This is a genomic window from Paraburkholderia sp. D15 (assembly GCF_029910215.1).
Lineage (GTDB): Bacteria > Pseudomonadota > Gammaproteobacteria > Burkholderiales > Burkholderiaceae > Paraburkholderia.
In genome coordinates this window covers 236384-252464 of the sequence record NZ_CP110396.1, presented here as the reverse complement: position 1 = coordinate 252464, position 16081 = coordinate 236384, and the positions used below count along the sequence as shown (strand labels likewise).

Sequence of the window (16081 nt, the reverse complement as noted above, 5' to 3'; positions counted from 1 at the left end):
GCGTCAGGCTCCCGTGAAAGCTTCGCGGAACGTGTCGATGCTGACGCGCAGCGACAGTTGCGGTTGGTCGAGATAACTGACGAGCTTGCTGATGCCATGGTCATTCTGTGCGTGTTCGTCGATCCACTCGGGATCGTCGATGTCGATGTTGTGTGCCGCGTACGACTGCGGATCGACCACGCTGTGCAGCGTTTTGGCCGAAGCGCCGTTGAAGCCGATGATGAGCCGCTCGCGCTCGGCGATCGTGCCGATGAAAATCGCCAGTTCGAAATCGGCCTGCGCGATGAACGGCGCGATCAGTTCGAGCCAGAACGCGGCGACGAGGCTGCGGTAGAACGGGTCGTTCGGCAGCGGCAGCGTGAGCCCGCGTTCGAGATGCGAGGAGCCGCTTTGCATCACCGGACGCAGTAGCGAGCCGAGCGCGAGCATCGCGCCGCGCAGGCGTACCGGGTGGCCGCTCGCGAGCAGCATCTGTTCGAGACCGGCGAGTGTCTGATGCTCGACGAAATCGTTGAAGGTGCCGTCGTGCGGATTGCCGGGGCCACCGCCGATCTCGATCGGCACCAGCGTGTCGCCGAGCGCCTGCAGTGCGCCGGCCGGTTCGCTCGGCGAGAGCAGCGGCTTCATCTGCGAGGCGATGCGCGACCACAGCCGCGCGAACGCGAGCGGGCTGTGCGCGAGGAAGGTCAGCGGCTTCTCGACTTCCAGCGCGGTCGCGGCGAGAAACGGAAAACGGCGCGACGACTGGTCGTGACTCGCCATCATGTGACCGGCGATCGCCAGCTTGCTGCGCGAGCCGAGAAACGCGAAATGCATCGGCTTGGCGTTTTCGTAGACGATCTTCCAGCGCGGATCGTCGGTGAGCAGTTCCATGGCTTCCGCGATCCAGCGGTCGAGCGTGGCGAGCAGCTGCGGGTTATGCGCGCTCTTCACGAAGTCGCCGCGCGACGGAATCTTGCCGAAGTAAGCGATTTGCGCCTGTACGGTCTGCGTCATTGCGCGCTCCCAGTGTTCGAAACCGCGGCGGCCGTGGCCGGCGCGAGGTTGGCTGCGGGGTTGGCCGCCGCACCGGACATCGCGCCAGCGCCAGGCGCCATACCAGGCGCAGCGCCGGGCGCACCGGTGGCCGTCGCGTTGACCGAATTCGCCGCCGCGCTCACGTCCGCCACCGACGACGGCAGCTTCAGGCCGCGCAGGCTCTGCTGTTGCGGCGCATCGCCGCTGCCGCCCGACGCCTGCGACGTGCTGATGATGCGCATGCTGACCGCCACCGTCACGTTGCCTTGCGTCCACGACAGGTCGAAGGTGCCATCCGGACGGCGCTTGCGTTGCGCCGAGTTGATCAGCTTCTCCAGACCGTAGCGGCCCGGCTCGTTGACGAGCTGCAGCGTGCGGCCGTCGAAGGTCGTCGCGCTCAGCGTCGCGCCCGGCGAACCCGACGGATTCGGCCACACGAAGTTGGTCCACTGCGGCGGCGTATTGCGGTAACGCATCTGCTGACCGTCGATCGCAAGCGTGTACTCCGTGGTGCCGCTGCTCGGCTGCGGCAGGATCTGGAACACGGTCTGCGGCTCGGCCGAGCTTTGACCCGCCGACGCACCCGCCGCACCGCCGGCGAGCGGCGCGACCCAGCGCGCGAAGCCGTTGGTGAAGTCCGGCGTCAGCGCGAGACCCATGTCGCCCCACGTGCGGGCCGTCAGGGTATCGCCGCGACGTACCGCGAGCGGTCCGAGCGTGGTGCCGACGAACTTGGCGATCGCGCCGTCCGGGCCGAACACCTGGGCGATTTCGCCCGCGCCGGCCTCGATCTTCGCGTCGCCGGCGAACGGATACTTGTTCGCGAGCGAGCCCTGGAAGGTCTGGTACACCTGCGCGTTCCACACCTTGTTGACTTCGACGCTGGCCGGCTGGATCACCACCGCGTAGGCGGCCATCAGCGGACGCACCAGCAGCGGACGCAGCGCCTTGCGTTGCGAGTCGGTCAGGCCGGTGAGCATCTGCTCGTCGACGTACTTCAGCGAGTCGGCCAGTTCGGAGCCGCTGCCGTCGAGCGTCTGCTGCATCAGCTGACGCGCGCCCGGTCCCGGATCGCCCTGGTTCTTGATCACGTTAAAGCGCGTGCGGACCTTGGACAGCGTGTCCATGTAGCCCTTGAGCATCGAACCGTTGTCGCCGGTCTGGACGATGCGGCCCAGCGCCGAGAACTCCTGGCCGATCGGGCCCATCGGCATCTCGACCGGATTGCCGTTGATGTCGATGTTCGCGTTCAGCTGACCGGTCGGCGCACGCGAGAACCAGTTCTTGAACCAGCTCGTGACGCCGCTCTGCGCGCGCTTCAGGTTCGCGTTGAACAGCGACGGGTTATCCCACGACGTCTGGTCGTACGCGGTTTCGAGCACCTTGCGGATCGGCGAGTCCTGCGGATCGCCGAGGCGGTTCATCGCATCCACCGCCTGGCCGAAGCTGCCGAAGTTCTGCACCGCGATGCCTTGCATGAACTTCTGCCAGTGCATTGCGTACTCGGTCTTGTACATCGTGACCAGCGCCTTCTGGATCTGCTCGGGGCTGCCTTCCAGCGTCAGATCGTCGTGCGCGGACGTGTTGAGCACCCAGTCCTTGGCCTGCAGTTCCTTGGTGGCGGCGTCGCGGATCGCGGGCTGCACGTACTGGAACCACGCCTCGCGCGTGAAGGTACCGGGGATCGCGTAGCTGCCCGCGACCAGCGCCGTATTGTTCTCGCCGACGATGCGCGCGATCGTCATGGGCGCGAAGCGGGTCGAGGCGCGCGCCTTGATTTCCTCGTACACGCGCTGACGGGCCGGCATGCCGCGCACCACGTGGCGCAGGTTTTCGCGGGTCTGGTCGACGAGACCCAGGTTCTCGTCGATCATCGGCCAGTCGTCGTCGGACACGCGCGACAGGTAGAACGTGATCATGCGCTCGGCGCTGCGGATCATCTCGTCGCGCGGCATGTTGCCGCGATTCGTTTCGAGCCAGCCGCGCCAGAAGCGGGCGATCTGGTCGGTCAGATGCGCGGTTTCCACGTGACGCTTGTCGCTCAGCATCAGGTAGGTCTTCAACGCGTTGTACGCGTCTTCGACATTGGTGGGCGAGGCGTCGCTATACAGGCCGCCCTGGTTGTTCGCCGCCATCGCCGCGTGCGCGGACACCGGCATCGCGCCGGCATCCGGCGTGCGGTTCAACGGCGCGAGCTGTTCGGGATGCGCGTTGACGTCCTTCATGAACGACGCGAGATTCTGCGACACCGGGTCGAGCAGGATCTGCCGCACGCCGTTGTAGTACTCGGTGAGCAGGCGCTGTTCGAGGCGATCGCCCTGATACAGGCCGAGCGACACCGCGAGCGGGCGGTCGCGGCGGAACTGTTCGAGCTGGTCGATGCGGTCTTCCAGCACGTCCATGGCCTGCAGACGCGATTGCAGGTCGTTGCGGTTCTGCTGCAGACGCACGACGTTGTCGAGGTCGGCCTGCACGTTCGCGGTGAGCTGCTGGTTGTTGACCGTGGACCATGTCCAGCCGCCCAGCGCGAGCGCGAGCACGGCGACGAAGCCGAAGAAGGTCGCGTAACGCATGCGCGTTTTCGCGGGGCTCGCGAACTGGCGCACCGTCTGACGGTCGGCGAAGATCACCTTGGAGAACAGGTCGCGCAGGAAGAAGCCGTTCTTCGAGAATGCGCTATGCGGTTTGGGCAGACTGTCGGCGCTCAGGCCGAAGCGGTTCGCGATGCGGGTGGCGGCCGCGCTGTTGGTTTCGCCTTCCTGCAACGCGCTGGTGAAGTAGAAGCCGCGGAAGATCGGCTTGTACTGGAACGGATTGGTCTCGAACAGCGTGGCGAGGAACGCGCGCAGCGCCGGCTTGATGGTCGAGAATTCCAGCGGGAAGCTCAACTGACCCGGCGAGAGCTTGTTGCCGCGGTTGATCGACATCTGCGCGATGCTGATTTCCTTCAGGCCGTCGTACAGTTCCTCGAAGTGCTCGTCGAACAGGCCGACCACGTCGCGCTTTTCATCCGGCACGTAGGGCAGGGTGGCGCCCCACACGCGGTCGTATTCGTGGCGGTCGCTGCCGCTGAAGAATTCGGTGAAGCCGGTAATCAGGTCGGCCTTGGTGAACATCACGTACACCGGCGCGAACACCTCCAGCTTTTCGGTCAGTTCCTGCACGCGCTGGCGCAGGTTCTTCGCGAGGTTGATCGCGAATTCCGGCTTGCTGCCGGTCAGCTCGGCGATGCTCGCCGTGACGATGATGCCGTTGATCGGCGCCTTCGGCCGGAAGCGCTTGAGCAGACCGAGGAAGCCGAGCCATTCGGTGCGGTCTTCGTCGTGCACCGAGTAGCGGCCCGCGGTGTCGAGCAGAATGCCTTCGGTCGTGAAGAACCAGTCGCAGTTACGCGTACCGCCGATGCCGTGAATCACCGCGTTGTTCTTGTCGGCGAACGGGAATTGCAGACCCGAGTTCAGCACCGCGCTGCTCTTGCCGGCGGCGGGGTTGCCGATCACGATGTACCACGGCAGTTCGTACAGCGCGGAGCCGCCCGACAACTGACCGATCTTCGAGGTCTTGATGGTCTTGACTGCATCGACGAGGCGGGTGCGCAGCACGTCGAGTTCGGCCTGACGCGCGGGCGTGGGCGCGGGCCCCGACTCGTTCTGCTTTTCCGCCTGCTGTTCGAGCATCTCGCCGAGCTTGCTGTTCGCGCGCCGCGCGAGCAGGCGGCGGATCAGCCAGACCAGCACGATCAGCGCGAGTACCGCGCCGAACGCGAGCATCGGCCACATCGGGTCGATCTGCATGACTGCCGCGCCGATGAATAAAACAGCAGCGAGCGCGAGCAGGCCGATGATCGAGAGCGTGCGTGGGTGGAACACCACGTGGAGAATGCGTCGCATAGCCGTTCAGGTCTTGGTGATGTATGTCGTGTCGCGGGATGCGGCAGCCAGCGAGGCGCGCGTGCGGCGTTTGAAATAAAACGAAAGCATATTTAGATGAAAGCGGAGGTTGCCGGATTGTTAAATTCGCGCGGACGGGAGTCGGCGATTGCGTGCGCGGCAATGCCGCGATGCATGCGGCATTGCCGCGTTTTTCCGGAAAAATTGATTGAACGCCCCATTTGTCAACCTCTTTATTACCCGCTTTAGCTTAATGACCACGCCCGATGACGAAGCCGGGTTTGTGATATTCGACGTGCCCGAGATCCATCAATTTCCAGCGGCCGCCCCACGTCAGGCCCACCTGCTCGGCGGTCTGCCCGTATAACTGATAGCCGCGCATGGCCCAGGGATCTTTTTCTGAAATGACGAGCTTGCCGTCGCGCAAAAAGGCGTTGTCCGCGGCAAGGCCGTATTGGTGATAGCTCTGAAACGCTGCGGCATTGGTGACGTTGCCCCCCATTTGCGCCAGCCGGTTTTGCCGCTCCGGACTGCGATAACCTTCCAGCAAAGCCATTTCATACCCATATTGCTCGTGCATGATTTTATACACGAGCAATAAGCGCGTTCTGAAGTCGGCATCGAGCAAATTCCAGTCGCGGCTCGCGTCTTTCAGCGCGGGCCGGATCTGCTCGACTTCCTGCGTTGCAAATACCTCCGGCGGCAGCGGCGGCGGGGGCACGAGCTGTTCGCCGTTCAATAGCGCGGCAATTTTCTCGTCCGGTACCCGCGCAGTGTCATCGAATTGGAATAATTGCTTGCCGCGTAATGCCAATGCCACCAATGGCGGCGTCGCAAGAATACCTGTCGTGGTAAAAATCAGCAAGCGCCGCTTTACCAGTAACTTTTGCATATCGACCGCGGCCGATTGCGAAATTCTTGCCGAGCGTGTTAATTGACCGCGCGCACGGGACGCGCCACGCGATGCTCCGCGCATAAGACGATCATGAATAGCGAGTGCCGCGCCTGATAAATAGGCACGAACCGGTGGCAATAGCAGCATTGCGGCGATCAGGACTGCGACCGCGAAATAGGCGAGAAGTACTACGGCAATCAAAGGCGACCCCGGGAATTGGAAACAATTGTATTTTGTAATGCTTGCTCTTAGAATCAGGCCTGCTCGGAACGAGCCGGAACGGTATTATCACGGCGAAATAATCCAGGATTCAATGAGACAGTGAATGAGTGCGCCGGAAAGTTCGAATTCCAAAGCCCCGCCTAGCCTGTTATCCGATAAGGCTAAAGGCGCTGATGCCAATGGTTCGCGAATTCTCGCGAACCTGGAAGGCCGCGTTGCGCCGCCTACCGAAAAACCACGCCGCTCGAAGGCGCCGTTGTTGCTGGTCGCTCTGCTCGTGATCGCGGCCGGCGGCTGGGGCGCATGGCATATGCAGCAGCGTCAGCAGGACGAGACGCTGGCGTCCGCCGCCTCCGAGGCCGGCAAGCCTGCCGCACCGGTTGCGCCTGTCACTTCTGGCGCCTCGCCGACGGCCGCCACCGCTGCCGCACCCGCATCGTCGGCGAATGCGGCGCCGGGTGCGACGGCGCAGGCCGCCGCGAAGGAACCGGCCGCGGCTTCGGCCTCGCAGGCGGCCACCATCATCGCCGACGACAGCGACAGCAAGGCCTCCGCCACGGTGCCGGCAAGCGGCGACGCCAGCCGTCTGTCGCGCGCGCTGGCCGATGGCGCGGAGCCGAGCAGTGCGCCCGCGCCGGTGGCGTCGGCCACGTCCGCGTCGGCGGTGCAGGTGCCCGCGGCCAAGCACGGCAAGACGGCAGTCGCTGTGGCGAGCAACGGTAAGCATGATGCCGCGCACGGCAAGAAGGAGAGCACGACGGCGAGCGCGGGCAACCATCACGCGAGCACGCCGACGGCGGTCGCGCAGACGAAGAAGGCGCGTCCGGCGGCGAATGCTTCGAAAGACGATTCGGATGCCGATCTATTGGCCGCGCTGGTTGCGCGCACCAAGCCGGCCGATACCAAGGCGACCGGCAGCGCAACCACCAAGGTGAGCGCGACGGCGCCGGGCAACGCGAAGCTCGCGGAGCGCGTGAAAGAGTGTTCGCAGCGTGGGTTCTTCGAGGACCAGTTGTGCCGCTGGCGCGTGTGCGACGGTCATTGGGGCAAGGACCCGGCTTGTCCGGGGGCGGCGCCGCAAGCGCGTCAGCCTTGATTCAGCCGTAACGTAGCCGCTACACCGTCAATACGCAGCCACTACGTGGCAATAACGCGGCAATAACGCAGCCGTAACCCGGCTGTCGATCCAGTCCGGCGGGGCCATTCCCGCCTTCGCGGCCTGCATGACCCGCTTCACGCGGGATGCAGGCCGCGCAACAACTGCCGTACGCGCGTGAGGTCCTGGTCGACGTATTCGGCCTGTTCGAACACCTCGGCGAGCCAGTCGACGAAAGCGCGCACGCGCGGCGATACCCGGCGGTTTTTCACATACGCGACCGAGACAGGCATCGGCACCGGCTTCCATTGCGGCAGCACTTCACGCAGCAGTCCCGACTCGAGATAGGGTTTGGCGGCGATCCGCGCGGGCTGGATCAGACCGTGGCCTTGCAGACCGCAGGTGAGGTAGGCGGGTTCGTCGCTGACTTTGACGAAGCCTTTGACCTTGACCTTTTGCGCTTCGCCGTCCACTTCGAAATCGAAATCCACTTCGCGGCCGTTATGCGGCGACATGCAATTGACGGCGGCGTGTCCGCGCAGATCGTCGAGATCCATGGGCGTGCCGTAGCGGGCCAGGTAGTCGGGGCTTGCGCAGGTCACGTGTTCGAGGGTGCCGAGGTTGCGGGCGACCAGATTCGAGTCGGGGAGCTCGCCGAGCTGGATGCTGCAATCGATGGCTTCCGAGATCATGTCGGTGGTGCGGGTGCTGATACCGATGGCGAGATCCAGGTTGGGGTAACGGGTGTGGAAGTCGCTGAGCGCGGGCAGCACGATGGTGGTGGCGATCGCGCTGGGCATTTCGATGCGCAGGCGGCCGGTGAGGTTGTCGGTCGCGTTGCGGATGCTGGTTTCCATCTCGTCGATGTCGGCGAGGATTTGCGCACAGCGTTCGTAGTAGGCGGCGCCTTCTGGGGTGACGCTTAGGCGTCGTGTTGTGCGCACTAATAGCGCGGTGCCTAGCAGGGCTTCCAGGTTCTGGACTGTTGTTGTGGCTGTTGCTCGTGGGATGTTTAAGGACTCCGCTGCGCGGGTGAAGCTGTTCGTGTCCACGATTCGCAGGAATGTGCGCATGGCGGTTATTCTGTCGATCACGGGGTGCTCCTGGGGGTTTGTTGGGGTGGTGGTTGGGTGGTTTGTTTGTTGTTGTTGTTGTTGTTGTTGTTGTTGTTGTTGTTGTTGTTGTTGTTGTTGTTGTTGTTGTTGGCCTTTTCTTGATTTGCTTTTGGTCTATTAGCGTTGCCCCTGTGCGGGGCGGCACCTACTTCTCTTTGCCGCGGCAAAGAGAAGTAGGCAAGAGAAAGCCGCTCACACCGCTAACTCTTAAGCGGAGCCCCCGCGCAGCCACGGTAGTGGACCATCTGGAATCCGTACTATCTCTCACTCCGCGTTCGTGACACAGCAGTCATTCCTCCGGCGGCGCTGCGCGCGCCGATGGGTTCATCGGGGGTACGTCTGCCTCGTTTTTTGCGTTCGTGATCCCGCAGGGTCCGCGATTCATTCCGTGCGCGGAGTGCCGGAATGAATGATTCGGATCACGTAATTAATAGTTATGGATGTTGGCGCTCGTGTGCGACTGGCGCGCAACGCAGTAAAGCCACGAAAGTGGCTTATTGATGAACCGCACGGCGCGCGCAGCGCCGCCGGAAGAATGACTGCTGTGTCACTGAGGCGGAATGTGCGAGAACGCAGATTCCAGATGGTCCACTACCGTGGCTGTGCGGGGGACCCGCTTAAGAGTTAGCGGTGTGAGCGGCTTTCTCTTGCCTACTTGTATATTCCCTCCTGTGACGACGACCCGATCAGTTGTCGCCACAGGGACAGTCAGCTCGTCTGCCTTCAGTGCTTCGAGCACGCAGAGAAGCTTGAGCGACTGTCCTTTTCATCCTCATAACCCGAACAGTTGACGGAGCCTCGAGCTCGTATTTTCCTGCAAGTATGGGTACCACGATGAATCCTGTTTCTTCCGTTTATATCGGCATCGACGTCAGCGGCACAACGCTCGACATCGCCATTCACGACACGACCGACCATTTTCGTGTCGACAATGAGCAGACCGCCATCGATCAACTGGTACAACGTCTCATCGCGTTGAACCCCACCCTGATCGTGATGGAGGCCACCGGCAAGCTCGAACTCGCCGTGCTCAGAGCCCTCTGCGAGGCGGGTCTGCCCGCTGTCGCCGTGAATCCCCGGCAGGTGCGCGACTTCGCCCGCGCGACCGGCATGCGGGCCAAGACCGATCGCATCGACGCCTTTGCCATCGCCCGTTTCGCCGCGGTCATCAAGCCCGTGGTGCGCCCGCTCACCGATGTGCAGACCGAGCAGTTGCAGGCCCTGCTGCTGCGCCGCGCCCAGCTCGTGGACATGCTCGTGGCCGAGAAGGCCCGTCTTGAGCGCGCCCACGCCGCCGCCCGCGAAAGCCTGAATGACCACATCAAATGGCTCAAGCAGCAGATCAGGATCGCGGACAACGATATCGACTCGTTCCTGCGCTCGTCTCCCGCGTGGCGTCAGAAGGAAGATCTGCTGCGCTCCGTGCCCGGTATCGGTCCCGGCGCCGCCGCAACGCTGATCGCCTTCATGCCGCAACTGGGTTCGCTGAACCGCCGCGAGATCGCCGCGCTCACCGGCGTCGCTCCGTTCAATAGCGACAGCGGCAAACACATCGGCAGGCGTCGCATTCAGGGCGGGCGAGCCGTCGTACGGCGCGCTCTTTACATGGCCTGCGTGCCCGCGCTGCGCTTCAATCCGACCATTCGCGCTTTCTATGACCGGCTACGCGAGGCGGGCAAGCCGTTCAAGGTCGCCATCACGGCGTGCATCCGCAAGCTCATCGTCACACTCAATACGATGGTCCAGCATGACACGCACTGGAGGCCGTCGATCATCTGAACTTCTTCAAGCGTTCTTACCGAAGGCGCGATCGGAGATCGTGCGGCATGCGCTCGCCTGTACGTCGCCGGCGGATCGACATGTGATCCGCCGCCCACCCGATACCCGTCGCTTGACTTCCAATACGGTTGCTTCTCTTTGCCGCGGTGTATGGACCGGAGACATAGGTAACGGGTGTACGGAGACATGGGTAACACTCTTGGCGAGCGAATCGCCTGGAGCCGGTCATGCCCTGGAATCCGAGAGACACCATGAATCTGCGTCTGGAATTCGTCCATCTGGCCTTGCAGGAAGGCGCCAACCGTCGCGACCTGTGCCGGCGCTTTGGCATCAGTCCGAAGACCGGCTACAAGTGGCTTGAGCGCCACGCGCAGGGCGGCGTTGCCGCGCTGACAGATCACTCGCGCCGCCCCCTGCAGAATCCGGCGCGCACGCCACCGTCAGTCGAGCAGCAGGTAGTCGAACTGCGGCGGGCACACCCCGCCTGGGGTGGACGCAAGATCAGCCGGCGTCTGTGCGACCTGGGCCACAGGGACGTGCCGGCCCCGAGTACCGTGACGGACATCCTGCATCGTCACGGGCTCATCGACCCGGCTGCCTCCGAGGCCGCCACGGCCTGGCAGCGCTTCGAGCATGCACAGCCCAACGATCTCTGGCAGATGGATTTCAAGGGCTGGTTCGACCTGCAGGACGGCCGCCACTGTTCGCCCCTGACCCTGCTGGACGATCATTCGCGCTACAACGTGACGCTCGATGCCTGCATTCGCACCGACACCCGGATCGTGCAGCATCATCTGCAGCGCACCTTCCGCCGCTATGGGCTGCCGCGGCGCATCAACGCGGACAACGGTTCGCCGTGGGGCAGCCCCAGCCAGCCGGGCCAGTTGACCGAACTGGCCATCTGGCTCATCCGGCTGGGTGTGCGCCTGTCACACAGCCGCGTGGCGCATCCGCAGACCAACGGCAAGGAGGAGCGGTTTCACCGCACGCTGAAGGCCGAGGTGATCGCCGGACGCCACTTCAGGAATCTGTCCAGCGCGCAGCAGGCGTTCGATGAGTGGCGCACGGTCTACAACCATCAGCGCCCACATCAGGCGCTGGACATGGCGACCCCGGTTACGCGTTATCGACCGAGTCCGCGCGCCTATCCGGAGATCCTGCCGCCAATCGAGTACGGCGAAAACGATCACGTGCAGTGCGTGAAGTGGAACGGCGAACTACGCTTCAGGAACCGGCGATTCAAGGTATCAAATGCATTGCAGAACCTGCCCGTGGCCATCCGCGCGCGCGTCGATGAAGAGAACTGCTACGACCTGTTTTTTGCGCATCACCGCTTCGGAACCATCAACCTGAACCAGCAGGAATGAGCGGATCATGTGTTACCCATGTCTCCGCACATCTGTTACCTATGTCTCCGGTCTAAACACCGCGGCAAAGAGAAGTAGGTGCCGCCCCGCACAGGGGTAACGCAAATAGACCGATAAGAATGCAAGGAAAGGCCAAAAAAAATCCCACAAACAAAGCAGGCAAAGGCCAAAAAACAGCCCAGCGCGAGCCCAAAAAAACCTCACCTACTTCCGCAAGGATTCCATATCAACCACAAACCGATACTTAACATCACTCTTAAGCATCCGCTCATAAGCCTCATTAATCCCCTGCATGGGAATCACCTCAACATCAGAAGTAATCCCATGCTCACCGCAGAAATCCAGCATCTCCTGCGTCTCGGCAATGCCGCCGATCAACGACCCAGCCAGCCTGCGCCGCTTGAAGATCAGATTGAACACCTGCGGCGACGGATGATCATGTTCAGGCGCGCCAACCAGCGTCAACGTCCCATCCCGCTTGAGCAGATTCAAAAACGGATTCAGATCATGCTGCGCAGCCACGGTATTCAGAATCAGATCGAAACTATTCGCATGCGCTTCCATCTCCTCGGCATTCCGGGAAATGACCACCTCATGCGCGCCCAGCCGCTTCGCATCCTCGATCTTCGACGGCGACGTCGTGAACAGCACCACATGCGCGCCCATCGCCCGCGCGAGCTTCACGCCCATATGCCCCAGACCGCCCAAGCCGACGATCCCCACCTTCTTGCCGGGACCGGCACCCCACGTCCGCAACGGCGAATACGTCGTGATACCCGCGCACAGCAACGGCGCCGCGCCCGCCGGATCGAGATTCTCCGGCACCCGCAGCGTGAACGCTTCGTCCACCACGAGTTGCGTCGAATAACCGCCGTACGTCACCTGGCCGTCTACTTTGTCCACGCCGTTATACGTGCCGACCCAACCGTTCTCGCAATACTGCTCGAGATCTTCGCGGCAACTCGCACACGTGCGGCACGAATCCACCAGACAGCCGACGCCGACCAGGTCGCCCACCTTGTACTTGGTCACGTCCGGACCCACCGACGTGACGCGGCCGACGATCTCGTGGCCCGGCACCACCGGATAAATCGTGTTCTTCCACTCGTTGCGCGCCTGATGCAAATCGGAATGGCACACGCCGCAAAACAGCACGTCCATCTGCACGTCGTGCGCGCGCAGTTCGCGACGCTGGATTTCGAACGGAGCGAGCGGCGCGGTGGCGTCGGTCGCTGCATAGGCGTAAGTCGTGCTCATGGGTAGCTCCAGCAAGGAAAATAACGACACGAGGTGCCCCGTGCGACGGCGTGCTGTCGTCAGGCTCCACCTCGTCATGACCCGGAATCGCGGCGCGCGCAGGAAGCAACGTGGTCGGCATGCCCAGCGGGGTCGCTTGCGGCAATGCGTCGGCAACCAGGCCCGGCGCGGCGCGGAAAGACTCGTTCCGGCAGGGTTCCCATCTTAGGAGCCGTCACGGTGGGGAGGAATACCTGAATGTCTTGAAGATTTGCCTAAAACTCCTGGTGCGCAGCGCTGTAGGTCTTTTAGTGCTAAATTTCAAGCATTATTCTCTTGCGCGTCACCTTATCGTCATGTCGAATTCCGCCAGCGGAACTGTCACCCAATCCGCCGATGCCGCCGATGCAGCCGTTTCCGGCGCCATCGCCGATGGCCTCGCCGAACAGCGCGTCGTCGAACTCTTCGATCTGCTCGCACCGAAACCCGGCATCACGCGTTCCACCGTGGACGGCGTCAGCCTGATGCGCGCCAACAGTCCGATGCCGCGCATGCCGGTCATGTACGAGCCGAGCATCGTGATCGTGTGTCAGGGCCGCAAGCGCGGCTATCTCGGCGATCAGGTGTATCAGTACGACGCGCAGCAGTATCTCGTGCTGTCCGTGCCGCTGCCGTTCGAATGCGAGACCGAGGCGAGCGAGCAGACACCGTTTCTCGCGATCTCGGTGCGCGTGGATCTGACCATGGTGGCGGAGTTGTTGATGGCGTTGAACGAAACGCAAGGCGCCGCGCAGAACGAACCGGTCGGCATCTACTCGACACCGCTCGATCCGGCGCTATCCAACGCGGTGCAACGTTTGATGGAAGCGCTGGCGTCGCCGCTCGACTCGCGCATTCTCGCGCCCGGCGTGGTCCGCGAAATCTGCTATCGCGTGCTGACCGGCGAGCAGGGCGGCGCGATTCGCGCGGCGCTCACGCATCAGAATCATTTCGGGCGCATCGCGAAAGCGCTGCGGCGCATTCACGCGGACTATCACGGCGAACTCGACGTCGACACCCTGGCTTCCGAAGCCGGCATGAGTCTCGCCGTCTTTCACGCGCAGTTCAAGGCCGTCACGGCAACCTCGCCGATGCAGTACGTGAAGACCACGCGTCTGCATCACGCGCGTCTGTTGATGGTGCAGGACGGCTTGAACGCGGGCGCGGCGGCGGCGCGCGTCGGTTATGAAAGCGCGTCGCAGTTCAGCCGCGAGTTCAAGCGCCTGTTCGGCCTGAGCCCTGTCGATGAAGTCAAACGCATGCGCACCGCCTACGATCCGCCCGCGCCGCGCGTGGTGAAGCCCGTTGCGCGTTACGTCACCGCGGTTTGAAATGCGCGAGATCGATCGGTGAGCCTCTATCCGGAAACCTATAACCCGCTGAACCAGTTATAGCCCTGATCTTCCCAGTAGCCGCCGGGATTCGTGTTGGTCACGAAGATCGCCGCGATGTGCTTCGGGTTCTTGAAGCCGAGTTTGGTCGGCACGCGCAGCTTGAGCGGATAACCGTATTTCGCGGGCAAGGGCGCGTCGCGGAAGTCCAGCGTGAGTTGCGTCTGCGGATGCAGGGCCGTCGCCATGTCGAGGCTCGAATAGTAGCGGTCCGCACATTTGAACCCGACGTAGCGCGCGCTCAGATCGGCGCCGATGCGTTCGAGGAAAGTGCGGAACGGCACGCCGCGCCATTGGCCGATCGCGCTCCATCCCTCGATGCAGATGTGACGCGTGATCTGCGACACCTGCGGCAACGTGCGCAGGCGCTCGAGGGTCCACACGCGCCGGTCCGACACGAGGCCGGACACTTCGAGCTGGTAGGTCGAACCGTCGATATCCGGCGCGTCGAACTCCGGATAGAACGCGTTGAACGGAAACGGATCGGTGATCTCGCTCGCCGCGTAGGTCGGCGCGAGCTTGTTGCGCGAGAACAGCCAGCCCTGCACGCGATCGTTCCAGCGCGACATCGCCCACAGCACCTTGTCGACGGAATCGCCGTCCTGCATGTTGCAGCCGGACAGCATCGCGAGCGCGCCGATGGAAAGCGACGAGCGCAGAAAGAGACGCCGTTGCAACCGCTCTATCTGCGGCCGATGTTCGCTGAGAACGATGCGCGTCTTGCGCGCATCCGTGGGACGATCAGCGCTCATGCCGAGGTTCCTGTATGAGTGGAGGAGCGGGCGCGGCCGGTCAGCATCGGCAGCAAGGTGCGCGGCACCAGCAGCACCAGCGCGAGATGCACGACGACGAAGCCGACCACGCCCGCCATCGCGACGAAATGCACGCGGCGCGCGAAATCGAAGCCGCCGAACAGCGCGGTCAGCCACGAGAACTGCACCGGCTTCCAGATCGACAGACCCGATGCGACCAGCAGCACGCCAAGGCATAGCACGAGCAGATACAGCGCACGCTGGACCGCGTTGTAGCGGCCCGTGTCGTGCGGTAGCCGCAGGCGCAGCGCCAGCATCGCGTCATGCGCGACGTCGCGCGGATGCACCGGCAGCAGCTTGCGGCGGAAATGCCCGCGGCCGATCCCGTACGACACGTACAGCAGCCCGTTCGCGCACAGCAGCCACATCGCCGCGAAGTGCCAGGCGATCGATCCGCCCAGCCAGCCGCCGACCGTCGCCCACGCCGGAAAGCGGAACGGGAAGATCGGCGACGCGTTGTAGATCGCCCAGCCGCTCATCACCATGCAGACCATCGCGAAGGCGTTGATCCAGTGAGTGACGCGCACGACGAGCGGATGAACGAGCTGACCTCGGTGACCGCGGTGACGTTTGGGCGGCGTAGCCATTACATCGGCGGCGTCACGCCGTTTTTGCCGGCGGAGATGAAGTTCGCGGCCATCGAACCATCGGCTTCCTTATGCGCGAACAGCACGACCTTGGCGCCCGGCACCAGCAGCGAACGGTCGCCCGGTTGCAGGCTGACGATCGGCACGTCCTGCGGAATCACGATCTTCTTCTCGCCGTCCTTGTACTTCACGGTAATCGTGCGGCCGTTGCTGACCACCAGCGAGCCGACGGTGCCGTTGGTCATCGTGCTGTTCGAGCCGAGATCCCATGGACGGTGGCCTTCGCCGGAGCCGCGCATGCTGGCCGGGAACACGTGCACTTCGAGCGCCTTCAGCGTGCCGTCGGCCTGCGGAATCGCGGCGGTGCCGACATAGCTGTCCGGCTTGATGTCGTTCACGTTGGCGAGCGCGACGCCGCGAATTGGCGTGTCCTTCGCGAGTTTCACGTCGACGTCCTTGCCGTCGCGCGTGTGGACTTTGAGCAGGTCGCCGGACAGCGACGTCACGGTGCCGCGCACGCCGGTGGGCATGGCGTTCTGGGCCTGCGCGGCGGGTCCGGCGGCGAACAGCGCGGCGGCGACCAGGGCCGGGGCGGCCAGCGTACGTAGGACCTTCGCGGAAACGATCTTCATGAA

The 16081-nt window shown here is 63.4% G+C and carries 12 protein-coding genes; 4 read left to right on the top strand and 8 right to left on the bottom strand.

All coding sequences use genetic code 11. The features are described from left to right. Positions 1-3: 3 nt before the first annotated feature. From tagF to LFL96_RS20645, 3 genes are all read right to left on the bottom strand, one after another. Entirely contained in the window at positions 4-996 is a 993-nt protein-coding gene (tagF, locus tag LFL96_RS20655; protein ID WP_281002564.1) for a type VI secretion system-associated protein TagF, read from the bottom strand. Next, positions 993-4907 (bottom strand): type VI secretion system membrane subunit TssM, encoded by a 3915-nt coding sequence (gene tssM / locus LFL96_RS20650; RefSeq protein WP_281002563.1) that lies wholly within the window; start codon positions 4905-4907, stop codon positions 993-995. Before tssM ends, tagF begins: the two co-directional genes overlap by 4 nt. Before the next feature lie 250 nt (positions 4908-5157). Continuing rightward, positions 5158-6003: a M15 family metallopeptidase gene (locus tag LFL96_RS20645; RefSeq protein ID WP_281002562.1), complete on the bottom strand. Its 846-nt coding sequence runs from the start codon at positions 6001-6003 to the stop codon at positions 5158-5160. Positions 6004-6127: 124 nt separating this feature from the next. Here LFL96_RS20645 and LFL96_RS20640 point away from each other — a divergent pair, with 124 nt between their 5' ends. Next, positions 6128-7120: a hypothetical protein gene (locus LFL96_RS20640; RefSeq protein WP_281002561.1), complete on the top strand. Its 993-nt coding sequence runs from the start codon at positions 6128-6130 to the stop codon at positions 7118-7120. 137 nt (positions 7121-7257) lie between these two features. Here LFL96_RS20640 and LFL96_RS20635 read toward each other — a convergent pair whose 3' ends face one another. Continuing rightward, on the bottom strand, positions 7258-8214 hold the full coding sequence (locus LFL96_RS20635; RefSeq protein ID WP_281002560.1) for a LysR family transcriptional regulator: 957 nt from the start codon (positions 8212-8214) through the stop codon (positions 7258-7260). Between the two features lie 855 nt (positions 8215-9069). Between LFL96_RS20635 and LFL96_RS20630 the strand changes: the two genes are divergently transcribed. Continuing rightward, positions 9070-10014 (top strand): IS110 family transposase, encoded by a 945-nt coding sequence (locus LFL96_RS20630; RefSeq protein ID WP_280999422.1) that lies wholly within the window; start codon positions 9070-9072, stop codon positions 10012-10014. 227 nt (positions 10015-10241) lie between these two features. After that, positions 10242-11381: an IS481 family transposase gene (locus LFL96_RS20625; RefSeq protein WP_280996340.1), complete on the top strand. Its 1140-nt coding sequence runs from the start codon at positions 10242-10244 to the stop codon at positions 11379-11381. A 204-nt stretch (positions 11382-11585) separates the two neighbouring features. Here LFL96_RS20625 and LFL96_RS20620 read toward each other — a convergent pair whose 3' ends face one another. Then, positions 11586-12638, bottom strand: coding sequence for an NAD(P)-dependent alcohol dehydrogenase (locus LFL96_RS20620; protein WP_281002559.1), 1053 nt, complete (start codon positions 12636-12638; stop codon positions 11586-11588). Positions 12639-12973: 335 nt separating this feature from the next. Between LFL96_RS20620 and LFL96_RS20615 the strand changes: the two genes are divergently transcribed. Beyond that, complete coding sequence (locus LFL96_RS20615) at positions 12974-13987, top strand: AraC family transcriptional regulator (RefSeq protein WP_281002558.1); 1014 nt, start codon at positions 12974-12976, stop codon at positions 13985-13987. A 38-nt stretch (positions 13988-14025) separates the two neighbouring features. Here LFL96_RS20615 and LFL96_RS20610 read toward each other — a convergent pair whose 3' ends face one another. From LFL96_RS20610 to LFL96_RS20600, 3 genes are read right to left on the bottom strand one after another with little or no spacing between them, the layout of a single operon-like run. After that, positions 14026-14799: a molybdopterin-dependent oxidoreductase gene (locus tag LFL96_RS20610; protein WP_281002557.1), complete on the bottom strand. Its 774-nt coding sequence runs from the start codon at positions 14797-14799 to the stop codon at positions 14026-14028. Beyond that, entirely contained in the window at positions 14796-15446 is a 651-nt protein-coding gene (locus LFL96_RS20605; RefSeq protein ID WP_281002556.1) for a cytochrome b/b6 domain-containing protein, read from the bottom strand. The genes LFL96_RS20610 and LFL96_RS20605 overlap by 4 nt, the downstream gene beginning before the upstream one ends. Continuing rightward, complete coding sequence (locus LFL96_RS20600; protein ID WP_281002555.1) at positions 15446-16078, bottom strand: hypothetical protein; 633 nt, start codon at positions 16076-16078, stop codon at positions 15446-15448. The genes LFL96_RS20605 and LFL96_RS20600 overlap by 1 nt, the downstream gene beginning before the upstream one ends. Positions 16079-16081: the final 3 nt, after the last annotated feature.

Coding starts and splice junctions, on each gene's coding strand:
- tagF (WP_281002564.1), bottom strand. CDS start 996: ATGACGCAGACCGTACAGGCGCAAATCGCTTACTTCGGCAAGATTCCG.
- tssM (WP_281002563.1), bottom strand. CDS start 4,907: ATGCGACGCATTCTCCACGTGGTGTTCCACCCACGCACGCTCTCGATC.
- LFL96_RS20640 (WP_281002561.1), top strand. CDS start 6,128: ATGAGTGCGCCGGAAAGTTCGAATTCCAAAGCCCCGCCTAGCCTGTTA.
- LFL96_RS20630 (WP_280999422.1), top strand. CDS start 9,070: ATGAATCCTGTTTCTTCCGTTTATATCGGCATCGACGTCAGCGGCACA.
- LFL96_RS20625 (WP_280996340.1), top strand. CDS start 10,242: ATGCCCTGGAATCCGAGAGACACCATGAATCTGCGTCTGGAATTCGTC.
- LFL96_RS20620 (WP_281002559.1), bottom strand. CDS start 12,638: ATGAGCACGACTTACGCCTATGCAGCGACCGACGCCACCGCGCCGCTC.
- LFL96_RS20615 (WP_281002558.1), top strand. CDS start 12,974: ATGTCGAATTCCGCCAGCGGAACTGTCACCCAATCCGCCGATGCCGCC.
- LFL96_RS20610 (WP_281002557.1), bottom strand. CDS start 14,799: ATGAGCGCTGATCGTCCCACGGATGCGCGCAAGACGCGCATCGTTCTC.
- LFL96_RS20605 (WP_281002556.1), bottom strand. CDS start 15,446: ATGGCTACGCCGCCCAAACGTCACCGCGGTCACCGAGGTCAGCTCGTT.
- LFL96_RS20600 (WP_281002555.1), bottom strand. CDS start 16,078: ATGAAGATCGTTTCCGCGAAGGTCCTACGTACGCTGGCCGCCCCGGCC.